This is a genomic window from Pseudomonas sp. Pse79 (assembly GCF_024519615.1).
In the GTDB taxonomy this organism is placed as follows: Bacteria; Pseudomonadota; Gammaproteobacteria; order Pseudomonadales; family Pseudomonadaceae; genus Aquipseudomonas; species Aquipseudomonas veronii.
Map to the genome: position 1 here is coordinate 101,831 of NZ_JALJRR010000002.1, position 16,224 is coordinate 118,054.

Annotated in this window: 16 protein-coding genes; 4 read left to right on the forward strand and 12 right to left on the reverse strand. The window is 62.7% G+C overall.

Translation table 11 applies throughout. The annotated features are described in order from the left end of the window. Positions 1 to 124: 124 nt before the first annotated feature. Positions 125 to 754, forward strand: a complete 630-nt coding sequence (locus tag NR164_RS03615) for a glutathione S-transferase (protein ID WP_256822311.1) — start codon at positions 125 to 127, stop codon at positions 752 to 754. An 84-nt stretch (positions 755 to 838) separates the two neighbouring features. Here the strand turns inward: NR164_RS03615 and creD are convergent, their stop codons facing one another. Genes creD through NR164_RS03635 form a run of 4 tightly spaced genes read right to left on the reverse strand, consistent with a single transcriptional unit; the run spans position 839 to position 4,881 of the window. Continuing rightward, positions 839 to 2,212, reverse strand: a complete 1,374-nt coding sequence (creD, locus tag NR164_RS03620; RefSeq protein WP_256822312.1) for a cell envelope integrity protein CreD — start codon at positions 2,210 to 2,212, stop codon at positions 839 to 841. Between the two features lie 51 nt (positions 2,213 to 2,263). Then, positions 2,264 to 3,703 carry a two-component system sensor histidine kinase CreC gene (creC, locus tag NR164_RS03625; protein ID WP_046381824.1) on the reverse strand — a complete coding sequence of 480 codons (1,440 nt, stop codon included), beginning with the start codon at positions 3,701 to 3,703 and terminating at the stop codon, positions 2,264 to 2,266. Next, entirely contained in the window at positions 3,703 to 4,371 is a 669-nt protein-coding gene (gene creB / locus NR164_RS03630) for a two-component system response regulator CreB (RefSeq protein ID WP_057003915.1), read from the reverse strand. The genes creC and creB overlap by 1 nt, the downstream gene beginning before the upstream one ends. Positions 4,372 to 4,380: 9 nt before the next feature. Next, positions 4,381 to 4,881, reverse strand: a complete 501-nt coding sequence (locus tag NR164_RS03635) for an ATP-dependent zinc protease (RefSeq protein ID WP_046381822.1) — start codon at positions 4,879 to 4,881, stop codon at positions 4,381 to 4,383. 172 nt (positions 4,882 to 5,053) lie between these two features. Here NR164_RS03635 and NR164_RS03640 point away from each other — a divergent pair, with 172 nt between their 5' ends. Further along, complete coding sequence (locus NR164_RS03640) at positions 5,054 to 5,959, forward strand: acyltransferase (protein ID WP_057003916.1); 906 nt, start codon at positions 5,054 to 5,056, stop codon at positions 5,957 to 5,959. Positions 5,960 to 5,962: 3 nt separating this feature from the next. Here the strand turns inward: NR164_RS03640 and NR164_RS03645 are convergent, their stop codons facing one another. Then, positions 5,963 to 6,166, reverse strand: a complete 204-nt coding sequence (locus NR164_RS03645; protein WP_017847868.1) for a hypothetical protein — start codon at positions 6,164 to 6,166, stop codon at positions 5,963 to 5,965. A gap of 303 nt (positions 6,167 to 6,469) precedes the next feature. Here NR164_RS03645 and NR164_RS03650 point away from each other — a divergent pair, with 303 nt between their 5' ends. Further along, positions 6,470 to 6,946, forward strand: coding sequence for a hypothetical protein (locus tag NR164_RS03650; RefSeq protein ID WP_017847869.1), 477 nt, complete (start codon positions 6,470 to 6,472; stop codon positions 6,944 to 6,946). A 66-nt stretch (positions 6,947 to 7,012) separates the two neighbouring features. Here NR164_RS03650 and NR164_RS03655 read toward each other — a convergent pair whose 3' ends face one another. Then, the gene (locus NR164_RS03655; protein WP_177029892.1) at positions 7,013 to 7,585 is read right to left on the reverse strand and encodes a DUF2780 domain-containing protein; all 573 of its coding nucleotides are present in this window, start codon (positions 7,583 to 7,585) and stop codon (positions 7,013 to 7,015) included. Positions 7,586 to 7,721: 136 nt separating this feature from the next. Here NR164_RS03655 and NR164_RS03660 point away from each other — a divergent pair, with 136 nt between their 5' ends. Beyond that, positions 7,722 to 8,180 (forward strand): anti-sigma factor domain-containing protein, encoded by a 459-nt coding sequence (locus tag NR164_RS03660; RefSeq protein WP_057003918.1) that lies wholly within the window; start codon positions 7,722 to 7,724, stop codon positions 8,178 to 8,180. 292 nt (positions 8,181 to 8,472) lie between these two features. On the opposite strand, the gene fdhA is transcribed toward NR164_RS03660, so the two are convergent. The 6 genes from fdhA to NR164_RS03690 form a co-directional block, all read right to left on the reverse strand. Continuing rightward, a complete protein-coding gene (gene fdhA / locus NR164_RS03665) occupies positions 8,473 to 9,672 on the reverse strand; it encodes a formaldehyde dehydrogenase, glutathione-independent (protein ID WP_256822314.1) in 1,200 nt (399 codons plus the stop codon). Positions 9,673 to 9,852: 180 nt separating this feature from the next. Beyond that, on the reverse strand, positions 9,853 to 10,710 hold the full coding sequence (gene purU / locus NR164_RS03670; protein ID WP_017847874.1) for a formyltetrahydrofolate deformylase: 858 nt from the start codon (positions 10,708 to 10,710) through the stop codon (positions 9,853 to 9,855). 171 nt (positions 10,711 to 10,881) lie between these two features. Further along, complete coding sequence (locus NR164_RS03675; protein WP_046487905.1) at positions 10,882 to 11,514, reverse strand: sarcosine oxidase subunit gamma; 633 nt, start codon at positions 11,512 to 11,514, stop codon at positions 10,882 to 10,884. A gap of 109 nt (positions 11,515 to 11,623) precedes the next feature. Beyond that, positions 11,624 to 14,641: a sarcosine oxidase subunit alpha gene (locus NR164_RS03680; RefSeq protein ID WP_046381816.1), complete on the reverse strand. Its 3,018-nt coding sequence runs from the start codon at positions 14,639 to 14,641 to the stop codon at positions 11,624 to 11,626. Then, entirely contained in the window at positions 14,638 to 14,940 is a 303-nt protein-coding gene (locus NR164_RS03685) for a sarcosine oxidase subunit delta (RefSeq protein ID WP_017847877.1), read from the reverse strand. The genes NR164_RS03680 and NR164_RS03685 overlap by 4 nt, the downstream gene beginning before the upstream one ends. 15 nt (positions 14,941 to 14,955) lie before the next feature. Then, a complete protein-coding gene (locus NR164_RS03690) occupies positions 14,956 to 16,206 on the reverse strand; it encodes a sarcosine oxidase subunit beta (RefSeq protein WP_003209185.1) in 1,251 nt (416 codons plus the stop codon). Between the last annotated feature and the right edge of the window lie 18 nt (positions 16,207 to 16,224).

Sequence of the window (16,224 nt, forward strand, 5' to 3'; positions counted from 1 at the left end):
ATGCATTCCCCTGTGGGAGGGGGCTTGCCCCCGATGAGGCCCTCAAGAACCACAGCCCCCCCCTCGCCAGCCACGGCGCAACCCACTAGGCTAGCGACTGCCCATCCCATCCAGAGGAATGCCTATGTCCGCTCCCAGCATGACCTTGTTCCACAACCCCGCTTCGCCGTTCGTGCGCAAAGTCCGCGTGCTGCTGGCCGAAACCGGCCAGCAGAACCGTGTGGCCCTGCAGCTCTGCATGCCGACACCGGTCAACCCGGACGTGCAACTGGTCAACGAAAACCCGGTGGGCAAGATCCCGGCCTTGCGCCTGGCCGATGGCACGGTGTTGCACGACAGCCGGGTGATCCTCGATTACCTCGACCACCAGCACGTCGGCAACCCGCTGATCCCGCGTGACGGCTCGGCCCGCTGGCGTCGCTTGACCCTGGCCTCGATGGCCGACGCCATCATGGATGCCGCCGTGCTGGTGCGTTACGAGAGCGCCCTGCGCCCGTCGGAAAAACACTGGGCGCCGTGGCTCGACGAACAGCGCAACAAGATCCGGCGCACCCTGGCGGAGCTGGAAGCGGATGCGATTGCCGAACTGGCCAGCCACTTCGATATCGCCGCGATCAGCGTGGCCTGCGCCTTGGGTTACCTGGATTTCCGCCACCCGGACCTGCACTGGCGCGACGCCAACCCCCAGCTTGCCGCCTGGTACGCCGAAGTCAGCCAGCGCCCTTCGATGCTTGAGACACAGCCGCCGGTTTGACCCTGCGCATAGGTGGCGCAGGAAACAACGCCACAATCCTCGCCACCAACTGCGCTCGCTCCCGCTGGTCCTCACGCAACCCGATCATTGCACCGCCTCCAGATCGAATGCCAAGGGCTCGGCCACCTTGCGTTTGCCCACGCCGTACCAATCCAGTTTGCGTGTCAGCACCATCACCGTCCCCAGCAGGCCGAACAGCAACAGCGAGCCCATCAGCAGCGCGTAGTCCTCGGCACTCAATAGCCCGTACAACAAGCCATACAACGCCGCCAGCCCGGCCGAAAACCCCAGGCCGTGGGCGACGCTGCGCAGCACATGGCACACGTAGAAACCAATCAACAACACACAGGCACTCGCCGAAATCAGGTACGCCAAGGCAAAGCCCAGGTGCTCGGACAACGACAGCAACAACAGGTAGAAAAACGCCAGGGCGAACCCCACCAGGGCGTACTGGATCGGATGCACCGCCAAGCCCTTGAGCACTTCGAACAGGAAGAAACCGGCAAAGGTCAGGGCGATGAACAGCAGCGCATATTTGATCGCGCGGTCGCTCTTGAGGTACTGGTCCACCGGGTCGATGAAGTTCACCCCGAAGCTGCGGTTGTTGAAGTCGTCACAGCCGCGTTCGTCCAGGCAGCCGCGCAGGGCTTCTTCGAGGTTGGTGGAGAAGAATGAGGTCTGCCAGTTGGCGCTGAAGCCCTTGTCGGTGACTTCCCGTTGCGCCGGCAGGAAGTTGCCGATGAAGCTCGGGTGCGGCCAGTTGGAGGCCAGTGTGACCTGGCTGGTCTTGCCCACCGGTACCACTTGCAGTTGCTCGGTGCCTTGCAGGCGCAGGTCGAAGGCGAAGTCCAGCGCGGCCGGGGTTTTGCTGTCCAGCTCCGGCAGCGCCACATGCACCCCCTCGCCCAGCCACTCGACGTGGGTGCCTGGCGCAAACTCCAGGCGCTGGCTGCCCAGCTCCAGCTTCAGTGCGTTTTCGATACCGCGAATATCGCTGATACCCACCGCCAGAAACGCCGGCTCAAAGCGGTAATCGGCGAAATTTTCCTTGATGCCCCATTGCTCCGGCAAGACGAAGCGTCCGCTGATGCGGTTGTCGGCGTGGAACAGCCGGGCCTGGTAGATGCCACGCGCGCGCAGTTCGGTCTGCACCCGCCCGTCGAGCTCAAAACGCTCCGGCAGGAAATACAGACGACCGCGCACTTCACGGGTTTCCTCGTAGCGCCTGTTGAGTTTTTCATTGAGCTTCCACTCGCGGACAGTCTTGCGGTACGGCACCACAATCACCGGGCCGGTGAGGCGCTGGCTGTAGCTGGAGCTACGGGCGATATCCATCAGGACACTGTCGCGAGTGTATTGGCGGTCGGCGATGAGGCCGTTGATCATCAGCAATGGAATCAGCAATAGCAGGATCAATAGCGCAATCGCGCCAAGTTTGAAAAGCAGGCTGCGGTTCATGGGGCTCTCCCTGTTTTGATGGGGAAAGCGTGAGCCGCGCATGTGGGAAATTTATGTGGGCAATGTGGAGACTGTGTGGAGATGCAGCACCACTTGCACGCCACCGTGTACGTTGCCGATCTGCAACGTGCCGCCATGCAGCTTCATCACTTCCTCGACAAAGTTGAGGCCCAGGCCGGTGCTTTTGCGCCCGCTGGCCGGACGCGGCAGCGAGTAGAAACGCTCGCTCAGGCGCGGCAAGGCGTAGTCGGGAATCGGCGCGGCCTGGTTGAACAGGCTGACCTGCACAGCGTTGTGCCGGGTCTGCGCGCTGAACCGCAACACCCCGCCCGCCGGCGTGAAGTCCAGGGCGTTGTCGAGCAGGTTGCCCAGGGCCTGGCGCAGCAGGAACGGTTCGCCGAAGACCTTCACCTCAGCGCCGATCGTTTGTTCGATGCGCAAGCCGGCACCTTCGATGCGCGCGCATTGGGCCTTGAGCACATCGTCCACCAGCGCGGCCAGCGGCAGGCTGGCTTGCGCCTCCAGGCCCTGGCGTTGCTCGACCTGGGCCAGGTTCAGCAAGCGCTCGATCAACTGCTGCAGGCGGGTACTTTCGCTGTCGATATTGCCGACAAAGCGCTGTTGCTGCTCGCGGCTCATGTCGCCCTGCAACAGCTCGGCCGCGCCGCGAATCGCCGCCAGCGGGCTCTTCAATTCGTGGGTCAGGGTATGGACGTAATGCTCCACATAAGCCTTGCCCTCCAGCTGTGTCCGCATGTGCTCCACGGCGGTGGACAACTGCTTCAGCTCGCCGCCACGGTAATGCGGCAATTCGGCGCGCCGCCCCTCGCTGACCGCCTCGGCATACGCGGTAAGCCGGCGCAGTGCCACGCTCAACCACCACGACAACAGCGCGCCGAGCAGCAGGCCGAGGATCACCAAGCCGGCGCCGTACCACAGCAACCGGTGCTCGGTGCGATCGACATAAGGCTGCAGCGAACTGTTCGGCTTGGCCACCGTGACCACGCCGATGATCTGCCCGTTGTCGCGAATCGGCGCGCCCACGTGCATCACCGACGAGGCCGGATCATCCGGCGCGCTGCGGGTGGAACGCGCGCCGTACTCGCCGCGCAGGGTCAGGTACACGTCGTTCCATTTGGAGTAGTCCTGGCCCACGGCTTCGCCGCTGGAGTCGAGCAACACCATGCCGTTGGCGTCGGTCACGTAGATGCGGTGGTTGACCTGGTTTTTCGGCAGGCCCCAGATGGTCGCGCCCGGCTGACGGGTGCCGTAGGCCTTGAGCAGCTCCGGCCAGTGGCTTTGGGCGAGGGTGCCGTTCTTGACGTCGTTGCGCAGGATTTCCGCCAGCAGGTTGGCGGTGTCCACCAGGGTTTCTTCGGTGGACTGGCGCACGCCGGGGCGGATTTCCTTCATCACGGTGTTCAGCACGAAGTAACCGGTGAAGCCGATAAACAGCGCGTAGACCAGGAAAAACCGCAGCCCCAGGCGCATCAGCTGTGGCTCGGGCTGTAGCTGTAGCCGAGGCCGCGATGGGTCTGGATCGGTTCGGCCTGCGCCGCCACGCTGCGTAATTTGCTGCGCAGGCTTTTGATATGGCTGTCGATATTGCGCTCATAGCCGGCATCGGCCGGCACGCCGACCGCGTCCAGCAGTTGTTCGCGGCTGAACACACGCTCGGGTTGTTCCAGCAGGCTTTGCAGCAAGCGGAACTCATGGCGGGTCAGGCTCAGTGCCAGGCCACGGTAGGTGATCTGCATGCGCTCCAGGTCGACCTGGAACAACGCCGGAGCGACGCCAGGGCCGACGCGCTTGAGGATCGCCCTGACCCGCGCCGCCACTTCCCGTGGGCTGAACGGCTTGACCACATAATCGTCGGCACCGATCTCCAGCCCGACCACGCGGTCGATCTCGCTATCGCGGGCACTGAGAAACATCACCGGCACTTCGCTGAAGCGCCGCAGTTGCTTGCAGGTTTCAAAGCCGCTGATGTCGGGCAGGCCGATGTCGAGGATGATCAGGTCGGCCGGGGTCTGGCGCTGGTGGGCCAGCGCTTCCTGGCCGAGGCTCAGCCAGGTGGTGGTAAAGCCCTCGCCTTGCAGGGCGAAAACCAGTGTGTCGGCTATCGCCGCTTCGTCTTCGACAATCAGGATATGCGGCATGGCGGTCCGTCAGCAGTCCGGCTTGTCGGCGGTGTAGCGACGCGCCGGGTTCACCGCGGCGCCGAACTCACGCAGCGCCTTGGCGCCGATCAGCAGCGGGTAGTTGAAGCTGCTGCGGTCGGTGAGGTTGACCTCGACGGTGCGCTTGACGTTGCCCAGGCACATTTCCAGGTCGATCACCGGGCGCGTGGCCACGGTGGCTTCTTCCTTGTCCTCGTCTTCGTCGGCGCGGCTCTTGATCTTGCTGATGCGCGCCACCTTGTGTTCGTAGACTTTGTTGCCGGCGTCCTTGCCGCCGACGCGGAAGCGCACCCAATCGTCGCCGTCACGGGTGAAGGTCTCGATGTCACGGGCCGACAGCGAGGCGGTCAGCGCGCCGGTGTCCATCTTGGCCTTGAAGGTTTCGCCGATCTCCGGCAACTGGATGTATTCGTAGCGGCCGTAAACGGTCGGTTCGGCGGCCATGACGGGCAAGGCCGCCAGGGCGAGCGAGGCAAGGAGCAGTTTCACGAAGTGATTTCCTCGGAAAGAAGTAGGCGAATTCTAGACCGCAAAGGCAGCACTTAGTTAGTTCTGCAACCATACCCGGCATATTGTGAAACATTCGTCGGGCGATTTGCGATTTGGCCTCTAGACGCCGCTCTCTTATTATGTCCCGCCCACAGAATTCCAAGAGTTACTTATGCGCCGCCTGCTCACCGGCTGTTTCGTCTCGCTGCTGCTCCTGCTCAACACCCTGGTCCTGATCGGGCCGCTGACGGTGTTTGCCCTGCTCAAGCTGGTGGCCCCCGGTCGCTATCGCGATTACGCGTCATGGGCCGTGATGTGGATCGCCGAGACCTGGGCCGAAATCGACAAACTGATCTTCGCGCTGTGCATCCCGACCCAATGGGACATCCGCGGCGCAGACGACCTGCGCGGCGACACTTCGTACCTGGTGATCAGTAACCACCAATCCTGGGTCGATATCCCCGCGCTGATCCAGGCCCTCAACCGCCGCACGCCGTTCTTCAAGTTCTTCCTGAAGAAAGAACTGGTCTGGGTGCCCTTCCTCGGCCTGGCCTGGTGGGCGCTGGATTATCCGTTCATGAAGCGCTACACCAAGGCGTTCCTGGCCAAGCACCCGGAACTGGCGGGCCAGGACTTGAAGATCACCCGCCAGGCCTGCGAGCTGTTCAAGCGCCAGCCGGTGACGGTGGTCAACTACCTGGAAGGCACCCGGTTCAGCGAGGCCAAGCGTGCCCAGCAAGGCTCACCGTTTGCCCACCTGCTCAGGCCCAAGGCCGGCGGCGTGGCGTTTGTGTTGGCGGCGCTGGGCGAACAACTGGATGCCGTGCTCGACGTGACCGTGGTCTATCCGCAAGCGAAGACGCCGGGGTTCTGGGATCTGATCAGCGGGGCGGTACCGAAGGTGATCATCGATATCCGCACCCGTGAGCTGGACCCGGCGCTGTGGCAGGGCGACTACGAAAACGACCCGGCGTTTCGCCAGGTCGTACAGAACTGGGTGAACCGGCTCTGGATGGAGAAAGATCAGCGGATTCAGGAACTGCGAGGCGAAACCGCTGGGGCCTTATGGGCAAAGTAACCGTTACGGGCGCTTAGGCCACGTGGCCGAATCGTCACCGGTACGCCACCCGTGCGCTATCTCGATGGTGTCGTGACTGCTCACGGTATCAGCCTGCTCCTGGCTGGCGTCGTGGGGCGCTTTTCCTTGCTCTGCGGCAGCGGGCTTGTGGGTCGCGGCGTGATACGAAGCGCTAGCGAGAGCGTTGTAGGTGTTGACGATGTTCATGGAAGACTCCTACCTGACCGGATTGAAGAATCCACCCCAGGAGGGTTGGTTTTCCTGGGGCAGTCCCCGTAGGTGGTGAAACATCCCACACAGTTCCTCGAGAGTTGTTGCGCAGCATTGCCAAACGAGGGGCTGACTCAATCCTCGGCTACCCGCGCCCCACGCCTGGACCCGCTTGCCCTGCAGCGAACCCGCGATAGGGCATCGTCTGAAAACGCATAAAAAACTGTCAGAGTTAACAGTTCCGCCCGCCTTGGGCGGCTGATTAGGCTAAGGACTCCATCTCAGTCGAGTGCCCTGATCATGACCATCAAAGTCCTCTTCGCCGGCATAGCGTTACTGACAGCAGCGAACATTGCCCATGCAGAAATGGCCACGTGCCCCGCAGTCAGTTCAATAAAAGCTACGCCGTATACCGACCCGGACCTTCCTCCGGACTTCAACCAAGGCTTCAAATACGAAGCCCCCGGGCCCGGTGGCCAGATGTGGGAGGGCCAGTCCACGGCCACAAGCGAGACCTACCTCGAACCTAAATACAACCTGATGTTAGTCAGTGCCGAAATGATCCACGGGAAAATACTCTGCAGTTATGGCGGTACAACGCAAAGAGAAAACGCAGAGCCGGTAAACAACGTTTCCAAACCCTATGTTCAATTGGGCCTGCCGTTTAACAACCCGAAGGCCGCGACCGGTACAGCATGGAAAGGAACCAGCTGCGGGAATCAAGGCGGCGCTGTATCGATCGACGCCTCCCAATGTACTTTTGAGTACCAACCGTAACGCTGTTCCCCGCAACCTGCCGGCCACTTCAAAGCGGGGGCGAACCCGCTTTGAAGGACCACGGCCTTAGCTGCCGGTGCCCCAAGCCTGGCCCAGTTTGCCCAGCAGCGAACTGTTGGCACCCTGGCCGCCCAGGTATTGCAGGATCACCGGGGCGAATTGGCCGATCATGCCGCTGTCCATGCCCAGCGCGCTGAACGCGGTGTTCAGGTCGTTGGTGTTCTTCACGTTACCCAGCAGGCCGTCGAGGCCGCTGGTCTTGCTGCCACCGCTCTGGCCGAGCATCCCGCTCAAGGCGCCGAGGCTGCCCAACGCATTGCTGCCCGACAGTTGGTCGAGACCCGGCACGCTTTTCCCCAGTTGCGAATAGTCGGTGCTGCTCAGTTGGTTCCTGGCCAGGCCCAGCATGGCGCCGGTGCCGCCGACGGCTTGCTCGGGGGTGACATTCAATTGTGAGGTCAGGGCACTCAGCAAACCGGCCGTTTCGGACGACGGCGCAACGGCAGCGGCTTTGTTGTTGCCGCCCTGCATACCGGAAATCGCATTGGCCGCATCGCCAAGGCTGAACCCGGCGGCGAATACCGGGCCGGCTGCCAGGGTCATCAGGCAGGAAAGGGCGAAACCGCGTGAAATCTTCATCGAAACAACCTCTGGATGTAGGGGTGAAAGCAGGCGTTTGACTGGCCTTTTCGTCACTTGTTCCAAACCCGCTCCGGAACCCAACTGCGATAAGCCGGTCCATGAACTGACTACACAATTTGTCAGGAAGAGACTTATGACGACGATCCACCCCCAAGTGATTGATCACAAGCCTTCATTCTGGAGCCGCCCGCGCCTGTTCATCGGCGCCTGCGCTGTAGTGGCCGCCGGTATCGGCGGCGCGCTCTACACCCAGGACAGCGTCAAATCCGCCGCCACCCTGGTGACCACCACCCAGCAGCCGGCAGCGCAGATCATGGCCCACAAGGACTACCTGGAAGTGCAGCCGATTGCCTCCACGGCCCCTGCCCCTGATCAGAGCCTGGAACTGTGGGCCATCCCCGAGGACGGCACGCCGGTATCCCTCGGCCTGTTGCCGGAAGATGGCAAAGGCATCATCGGCTTGAATCCACGCCAGCAGGAATCCATCAGCAAACCGGTGGGCTTGATGGTGAGCTCGGAAACCAAGGGTGGATCGGTGAGCAAGCAGCCGACCGGGCCGACGGTGTATCAAGGCGCGCTGGCGATTCGCTAAGCCACGGGCACCGCGGATTTCGCAGTGCCCTGCTGCTCCGGCATCCAATCAACCCCGTTCGTACACCGCCAATGCCAATGGCAATGGCAATGGCAATGGCAAAACGTGGTCAGGGTTCAGGAGGCTAACGGAAAGCTATTCTGCGACTATGGTTGAAAAACACTTGAAGTACAGACGGAAAATGAAGAGGGCAAGCCAGAAACTATAAAATCGACCGCTAACCTTCGACTCTCGGCCCCACTCTAATTGATAAGGGCGCCCGTCGAGGCGCCCTTGTTTTTTGCTCTAGCGTTTACGCCGCGCTGAACAACTTATGCGGATCAATCACAAACTTCTTCGGCACGCCCGCATCAAACTCGCCATACCCACGCGGCGCGTCATCCAAGCTGATGACTTCGACCCCGACGATGTCGGCAATGTGAATGCGGTCCCACATGATCGCCTGCATCAACTGGCGGTTGTACTTCATCACCGGCGTTTGCCCGGTGTGGAAGCTGTGGGATTTGGCCCAGCCCAGACCAAAACGGATGCTCAGGCTGCCCATCTTCGCGGCGGCGTCGACGGCGCCAGGGTCTTCGGTGACGTACAGGCCGGGGATACCGATCTTGCCCGCCACGCGCACCACGCCCATCAGTGAGTTGAGCACCGTGGCCGGGGCTTCGTGCTTGACGCCGTCATGCCCGTGGCCGCGTGCTTCGAAGCCCACGCAGTCGACGGCGCAGTCCACTTCCGGCTCACCGAGCAAGGCAGCGATCTGTTCGTGCAGCGGCGTGTCGGTGGACAGGTCGACCACTTCAAACCCTTGCGCCTTGGCGTGGGCCAGGCGGATGGCGTTGACGTCGCCGATGATCACCACCGCCGCGCCCAGCAGGCGTGCGGAAGCGGCAGCGGCCAGGCCGACCGGGCCGGCACCGGCGATGTAGACGGTGCTGCCAGGGCCAACGCCGGCGGTGACGGCGCCGTGGTAGCCGGTGGGCAGGATGTCGGAGAGGCAGGTCAGGTCGCGGATTTTCTCCATGGCCTTGTCGCGGTCCGGCAGTTTCAGCAGGTTGAAGTCGGCGTAAGGCACCAGCACGTATTCGGCCTGGCCGCCGGTCCAGTCGCCCATGTCGACATAGCCGTAGGCGCCACCGGCACGGGCCGGGTTGACGGTGAGGCACACGCCGGTGTGTTGCTCTTTGCAGGAGCGGCAGCGGCCGCAGGCGACGTTGAAGGGCACGGACACCAGGTCGCCGATTTTCAGGTTCTCGACGTCGCTGCCCTTCTCGATCACTTCACCGGTGATCTCGTGACCGAGCACCAGGCCGGTCTGGGCAGTGGTGCGGCCACGCACCATGTGTTGGTCGGAGCCGCAGATGTTGGTGGAGACCACGCGCAGGATGACGCCGTGCTCAATCTTCCTGCCACGGGGGTCCTGCATTTTGGGATAGTCGATTCTCTGTACTTCGACCTTGCCGTTGCCGAGATACACGACACCACGATTACCAGACATGCTTTCACCTCGCTGTTGTTTTTATGAAAGCGCGTTGCCCGTGGGTGGGCAGCGCGTTGAGTGCTCGGGTTACAGATGCTGTTTCTTGTGTTGTTTGTTAGGGCCTCATCGGGGGCAAGCCCCCTCCCACAGTTGGAATGCATTCCCCTGTGGGAGGGGGCTTGCCCCCGATGGCGTCAGTCAGAGCACCACCGTTCTATTGGCATTCAAAAACACCCGCCGTTCAATGTGATACCCCACCGCCCGGGCCAGGGTCAGCCCTTCGATATCGCGCCCCTTGGCAATCAGATCCTCGGGGTAGTGGCTGTGATCCACCACCTCCACACCCTGGGCGATGATCGGGCCTTCATCCAGGTCGTTGTTGATGTAATGCGCCGTCGCGCCGACCAGCTTCACGCCCTTGTTGTACGCCTGGTGATACGGCTTGGCGCCCTTGAACCCCGGCAACAACGAGTGGTGGATATTGATGGCCTTGCCATCCAGCTTGCGGCACAGCTCCGGCGACAGCACTTGCATGTAGCGCGCAAGGATCACCAATTCCGCGCCGGTGTCTTCAATCACTTGCCACACCTGACGCTCCTGGGACGGTTTGTCGTTGGGGTCGAGGGCGAAGTGGTAGTAGGGAATCTGGTGCCAGTCGGCCAACGGTTTCAGATCGGGGTGGTTGGACACCACCGCGACCACGTCCATCGACAGTTGGCCGATACGCTGGCGATACAGCAAGTCGTTCAGGCAGTGATCGGCCTTGGACACCATGATCACCACTTTGGGCCGATAGTTCGGCGCCGTCAGTTCGAAGACCATGCCAAAGGCTTCCCCGCGCGCGGCCAGGCCATCGCGGAACGCTTGCTCATCGAAACCCTCCGGCTGACGAAACTCCACGCGGATAAAAAAGCGCCCTGACAGCCGGTCATCGAACGAGTGGTGCTCGGTGACGTAGCAACCCTGCTCGAACAGGTAGCGGGTGACCGCGTCCACCGTGCCGAGCACGCTGGGGCAGTCGGCGGTCAAAATCCATGTGTCGGGTGCGCGGCTCATGACAGGTCACTCCTCAAGCAAAGCCCGGCCTCACCCACCCCTGTAGGAGCGAGCTTGCTCGCGAAAATCGTCAACGATAACGCGGGCATCCTGGATGACCGCGGTGCCCTTGAGGTTTTCGCGAGCAAGCTCGCTCCTACAGGGTGGCGGGTGAGGGGGGTGGGGGTCATATCAGGCTTGAACGCTCAGGCCGAATTCGGCCGAGGCATCCTGCAACCACAACCACCAGTAATCCGAGAAGCTGCGACGAATCACCAGCTCCCAAGTGTCTTCGGCGGTATGGCGGATCACCAGTTGCGACTTGGCGAACACCGTGCCCACCGCCTTGCCCACCGGGAAGTTGTTGGGGTGTACGTCGTAGCTGGTGGACTTCATCAGCACGTCGCGCACGTTCGGGCCGCGCAGTTCGAGGATCTGTTGGCCGCCGCTGACATTGACGATCTGGATATGCAGATCGCCCAGGGCGGCGCGCAGGTTTTGTTCGGCGGCGAATTCTTCACCGCTCGGCACCACCAGCAGCCACTCGTCCGGGCCGAGCCATTGCAGGCTGGTGTCGCCGTTGACGATCACCGTCAGCGCGCCGGGCAGTTCGATGCCCAGGGCCTTGTGGACGCCAGCGGCGAAGGCGGCGTCATGGCCGTCGCCGCGAATAGTCAGGTGGCCGAGCAGTTTCTTTTCACGCACGGTCACGCCGGCATTCTTGCGGCCCTTGCCGACCAGGCTGGCGAGGTCGGCATGGTGCAGCGACGACTCGGCCTTGGCCCCGGTGGTGGGGCGTTGTTGGTATACGTTGGCTGCTGTCATAGAGCACCTTTGCTGAATTCTGTTGTGTGGCTACTGGCGTCATCGGGGGCAAGCCCCCTCCCACATTTGGAATGCATTCCCCTGTCTCCCGATGGCGCGCCTCGGTCTATCAGATGTTCTGGCGGTCGCCTTTCGGATCAAAGAACACCGAGGACACAATCTCCGCCTCGATCACGCTGCCATCCGCTTGCGGCGAAAACACCCGCTCGCCGATGCGCTTCAAGCCGCCCTTGACCACCGCCAGCGCAAACGAATAACCGAGGGAGTTATGCGCGTAGCTGGAGGTGACGTGGCCGACCATCTTCATCGGGATCGTCTGCTTGGCGTCGAACACCAGTTGCGCGCCTTCCGGCAGCCACACCGCTGGATCGATCGGCTTGAGGCCGACCAATTGCTTGCGATCTTCGCGCACGCAGTCTTCGCGGTTCATCCCGCGCCAGCCGATCCACGAGAACGGCTTGGTACGGCCGACGCACCAGCCCATGTTCAGGTCGTCCGGGGTCATCGAGCCGTCGGTGTCCTGGCCGACGATGATGAAGCCCTTCTCGGCCCGCAGGACGTGCATGGTTTCGGTGCCATACGGGGTCAGGTTGTACTTTTTGCCGGCCTCGACGATTTGCTCCAGCACGCCCATGGCGTAGTCGGCCTGCACGTTGACTTCATACGACAGCTCGCCGGTGAACGAGATGCGGAACACCCGCGCCGGTACGCCGCCGACCAGGCCTTCTTTCCAGGTCATGAACGGGAAGCCGTCCTTGTCCAGGTCGATGTCGGTGACCTCGGCCAGCAGCTTGCGGCTGTTGGGGCCCGACAGGGTCATGGTCGCCCAGTGGTCGGTGACCGAGGTGAAGTAGACCTTGAGGTCCGGCCATTCGGTCTGTTGGTAGATTTCCAGCCATTGCAGCACACGGGCCGCGCCGCCGGTGGTGGTGGTCATCAGGAAGTGGTTGTCGGCCAGGCAAGCGGTCACGCCGTCGTCGAAGACCATGCCGTCTTCTTTGCACATCAGGCCGTAGCGCGCCTTGCCCACGTCGAGCTTGGTCCAGGCGTTGCTGTAGATGCGGTTGAGGAACTCGCGGGCATCCGGGCCCTGGATGTCGATCTTGCCGAGGGTCGACGCATCCAGCAGGCCGACGCTGTCGCGCACCGCCAGGCATTCGCGCTTGACCGCCGCGTGCAGGTCTTCACCGTTGCGCGGGAAGTACCACGGGCGTTTCCACTGGCCGACGTCTTCAAACTCGGCGCCATTCTTCACATGCCAGGCGTGCAGCGCGGTGTAGCGAACGGGCTCGAAGATGTGCCCACAGTGCCGCCCCGCAACCGCGCCGAAGGTCACCGGCGTGTAGTTGGGGCGGAACATGGTGGTGCCCATCTGCGGGATGGTCACGTTCAGCGAACGCGCCGCAATGGCCAGGCCGTTGACGTTACCCAGCTTGCCCTGGTCGGTGCCGAAGCCCAGCGCGGTATAGCGCTTGACGTGTTCCACCGACTCGAAACCTTCGCGGGTCGCCAGTTCGATGGCGGCCGCAGTGACGTCGTTCTGCAGGTCGACGAATTGCTTGGGCGCCCGTGCAGTGGCTTTCTCGTGAGGCACCTGAAACAGCGCCAACGTCGGTTCTTCCAAGCGGTTCAAGGCTTTGGGCAGCGTGCCTTCCACCGGGCTAAAACCGGCTTCGCTGGCGGCGCGCACGCCCCCTTCAAAACCGTCCGCCAGGGAATCGCCCAGGCCGTAGACGCCGTTGATACCACCAACGCACACGCGCTTTTGCGGTGCTTCACCCGGTACAAAACCGAGGATGTCTTCGCGCCAGGTCGGCTTGCCGCCCAGGTGCGAGGCCAGGTGGACCACCGGGCTGTAGCCGCCGGAGCTGGCCACCAGGTCACAGTCCAGCCACTCGCCGGGGCTGGTGACGGTATGCGCTTTGACATCGATGGCGGCAACACGGGCGCCGCTCACATGCTTGCTGCCACGGGCTTCGATCACGGCGCTGCCGGTGAGGATACGAATGCCTTTGGCGCGGGCTTCTTCCACCAGCGCGCCGCGTGGGTTATGGCGGGCATCGGCCACGGCCACCACTTTCAGGCCGGCTTCCAACCAGTCCAGGGCGACGCGGTAGGCGTGGTCGTTGTTGGTCGACAGCACCAGTTTCTTGCCCGGCGCCACGCCGTAACGGCGCACGTAAGTCGAGACTGCACCGGCGAGCATATTGCCCGGCACGTCGTTGTTGCCGTACACCAGCGGACGCTCGCACGCACCGGTCGCCAGCACCACGCGCTTGGCACGCACACGGTGGATACGCTGGCGCACCTGGCCGATCGGCGCACGGTCGCCGAGGTGATCGGTGAGACGCTCGTGAATGGTCAGGAAGTTATGGTCGTGGTAACCGTTGACGGTGGCGCGGGGCAGCAGCACCACATCCGGCAGGGCTTTGAGTTCGGCGATGACGCTGGCGACCCACTCGGTGGCCGGCTTGCCGTCGAGGCTTTCGCGCGAATCGAGCAACGAGCCGCCGAACTCTTCCTGCTCATCGGCGATGATCACGCGGGCGCCACTGCGCGCAGCGGCCAGTGCAGCGGCCAGACCGGCCGGGCCGGCACCGACCACCAGCACGTCGCAATGCCGGTTGAAGTTGTCGTAGGTGTCCGGGTCGTTCTCGGTCGGCGAGCGGCCTAAACCTGCAGCCTTGCGGATGTACTTCTCGTAGGTCATCCAGAACGACTGCGGGTACATGAAGGTTTTGTAGTAGAACCCCGGCGGCATCAGCTTGCCGCCGACTTTGCCGAGAATGCCCATCACGTCGTTGTTCACGCTCGGCCAGCCGTTGGTGCTGGTGGCGACGAGGCCCTGGTACAACGCCTGTTGCGTGGCGCGCACGTTGGGAATCTGGGTGGCTTCGGTGGCGCCGATCTGCAGCACCGCGTTCGGCTCTTCGGCACCGGCAGCAAAGATGCCGCGTGGGCGCGAGTACTTGAAGCTGCGGCCGATGATGTCGACACCGTTGGCCAGCAGCGCGGCGGCCAGGGTGTCGCCTTCGAAGCCTTTGTAGGTCTGGCCGTTGAAGCTGAAGGTCAGGACTTTGTTACGGTCGATCCGGCCACCGTTGGACAGGCGATTGATCTGGCTCATACCTTCGCTCCAGCAGCCTTGGCGGTGAATTGCGGCTTGGTGCCGATTTTGTAGGTTTCAAGAATTTCGTAGGTCAGCGTGTCGCGGGTCGCGTTGAAGTACTGACGGCAACCGGCGGCGTGAATCCACAGCTCGTGGTGCAGGCCGCGGGGGTTGTCGCGGAAGAACATGTAGTCGCCCCACTCTTCATCGGTGCAGGCGTTGGGGTCGAGCGGGCGTGGGATGTGCGCTTGGCCGGAGGCATGGAATTCCTCTTCGGAGCGCAGTTCGCCACAGTGAGGACAGAAGATATGCAACATAGGGAATTTCTCCTGTTAGTGGGCGACGGCCGCAGCGCCGTGTTCGTCGATCAACGCACCGTTGTGGAAACGGTCGATGGAGAAAGGTGCGGCCAGCGGGTGCATTTCACCCTTGGCCAGGCTCGCGGCAAACACGTTGCCTGAACCGGGAGTGGCCTTGAAACCGCCGGTGCCCCAACCGCAGTTGAAGAACATGTTCGGCACCGGGGTCTTGGAGATGATCGGGCAGGCGTCCGGCGTGGTGTCGACGATGCCGCCCCACTGGCGGTTCATACGCACGCGCGAGAGCACCGGGAACATCTCGACGATGGCCTGGATGGTGTGTTCGATCACCGGGTACGAACCGCGCTGGCCGTAGCCGTTGTAGCCGTCGATACCGGCGCCGATCACCAGGTCGCCCTTGTCGGACTGGCTGATGTAACCGTGTACGGCGTTGGACATGATCACGCTGTCGATAATCGGCTTGATCGGCTCCGACACCAGTGCTTGCAGCGGGTGCGATTCGATCGGCAGGCGGAAACCGGCGAGCGAAGCCATGTGCCCGGAGTTACCGGCCGTGACTACACCGACGCGCTTGGCGCCGATAAAGCCTTTGTTGGTTTCGACGCCGATGCACACGCCGTTTTCCTTGCGAAAGCCGATCACTTCGGTCTGCTGGATCAAATCCACTCCGAGGGCGTCGGCGGCGCGGGCAAAGCCCCAGGCCACGGCATCGTGACGGGCCACGCCGCCGCGCCGTTGCACGGTGGCGCCCATGACCGGGTAGCGGGTGTTCTTCGAGCAATCCAGGTACGGAATCTCGTCCGCGACCTGTTTGGCGTTGAGCAGTTCGCCGTCCACGCCGTTGAGGCGGTTGGCGCTGACGCGACGTTCGGAATCGCGGATGTCCTGCAGGGTGTGGCACAGGTTGTAGACGCCGCGCTGGGAGAACATCACGTTGTAGTTCAGGTCCTGGGACAGGCCTTCCCATAGTTTCATCGCGTGTTCGTACAGGTGCGCCGACTCGTCCCACAGGTAGTTGGAACGCACGATGGTGGTGTTGCGCGCGGTGTTACCGCCGCCCAGCCAGCCCTTTTCGACCACGGCGACATTGGTGATGCCGTGCTCCTTGGCCAGGTAATAGGCGGTCGCCAGACCATGCCCGCCACCGCCGACGATGACCACGTCGTACACCTTTTTAGGGGTCGGCGTGCGCCACATCTTCTGCCAGTTTTCGTGGTGGCTGAGTGAGTGCTTGAAGAGGCCGAAGCCCGAGTAGCGTTGCATAGTCATTACTCCAAAACC

Bases quoted from the DNA above. Each gene is read 5' to 3' on its own strand.
- NR164_RS03615 (WP_256822311.1), top strand. From the start codon at position 125: ATGTCCGCTCCCAGCATGACCTTGTTCCACAACCCCGCTTCGCCGTTC.
- creD (WP_256822312.1), bottom strand. From the start codon at position 2,212: ATGAACCGCAGCCTGCTTTTCAAACTTGGCGCGATTGCGCTATTGATC.
- creC (WP_046381824.1), bottom strand. From the start codon at position 3,703: ATGCGCCTGGGGCTGCGGTTTTTCCTGGTCTACGCGCTGTTTATCGGC.
- creB (WP_057003915.1), bottom strand. From the start codon at position 4,371: ATGCCGCATATCCTGATTGTCGAAGACGAAGCGGCGATAGCCGACACA.
- NR164_RS03640 (WP_057003916.1), top strand. From the start codon at position 5,054: ATGCGCCGCCTGCTCACCGGCTGTTTCGTCTCGCTGCTGCTCCTGCTC.
- NR164_RS03645 (WP_017847868.1), bottom strand. From the start codon at position 6,166: ATGAACATCGTCAACACCTACAACGCTCTCGCTAGCGCTTCGTATCAC.
- NR164_RS03650 (WP_017847869.1), top strand. From the start codon at position 6,470: ATGACCATCAAAGTCCTCTTCGCCGGCATAGCGTTACTGACAGCAGCG.
- NR164_RS03655 (WP_177029892.1), bottom strand. From the start codon at position 7,585: ATGAAGATTTCACGCGGTTTCGCCCTTTCCTGCCTGATGACCCTGGCA.
- NR164_RS03660 (WP_057003918.1), top strand. From the start codon at position 7,722: ATGACGACGATCCACCCCCAAGTGATTGATCACAAGCCTTCATTCTGG.
- fdhA (WP_256822314.1), bottom strand. From the start codon at position 9,672: ATGTCTGGTAATCGTGGTGTCGTGTATCTCGGCAACGGCAAGGTCGAA.
- purU (WP_017847874.1), bottom strand. From the start codon at position 10,710: ATGAGCCGCGCACCCGACACATGGATTTTGACCGCCGACTGCCCCAGC.
- NR164_RS03675 (WP_046487905.1), bottom strand. From the start codon at position 11,514: ATGACAGCAGCCAACGTATACCAACAACGCCCCACCACCGGGGCCAAG.
- NR164_RS03680 (WP_046381816.1), bottom strand. From the start codon at position 14,641: ATGAGCCAGATCAATCGCCTGTCCAACGGTGGCCGGATCGACCGTAAC.
- NR164_RS03685 (WP_017847877.1), bottom strand. From the start codon at position 14,940: ATGTTGCATATCTTCTGTCCTCACTGTGGCGAACTGCGCTCCGAAGAG.
- NR164_RS03690 (WP_003209185.1), bottom strand. From the start codon at position 16,206: ATGCAACGCTACTCGGGCTTCGGCCTCTTCAAGCACTCACTCAGCCAC.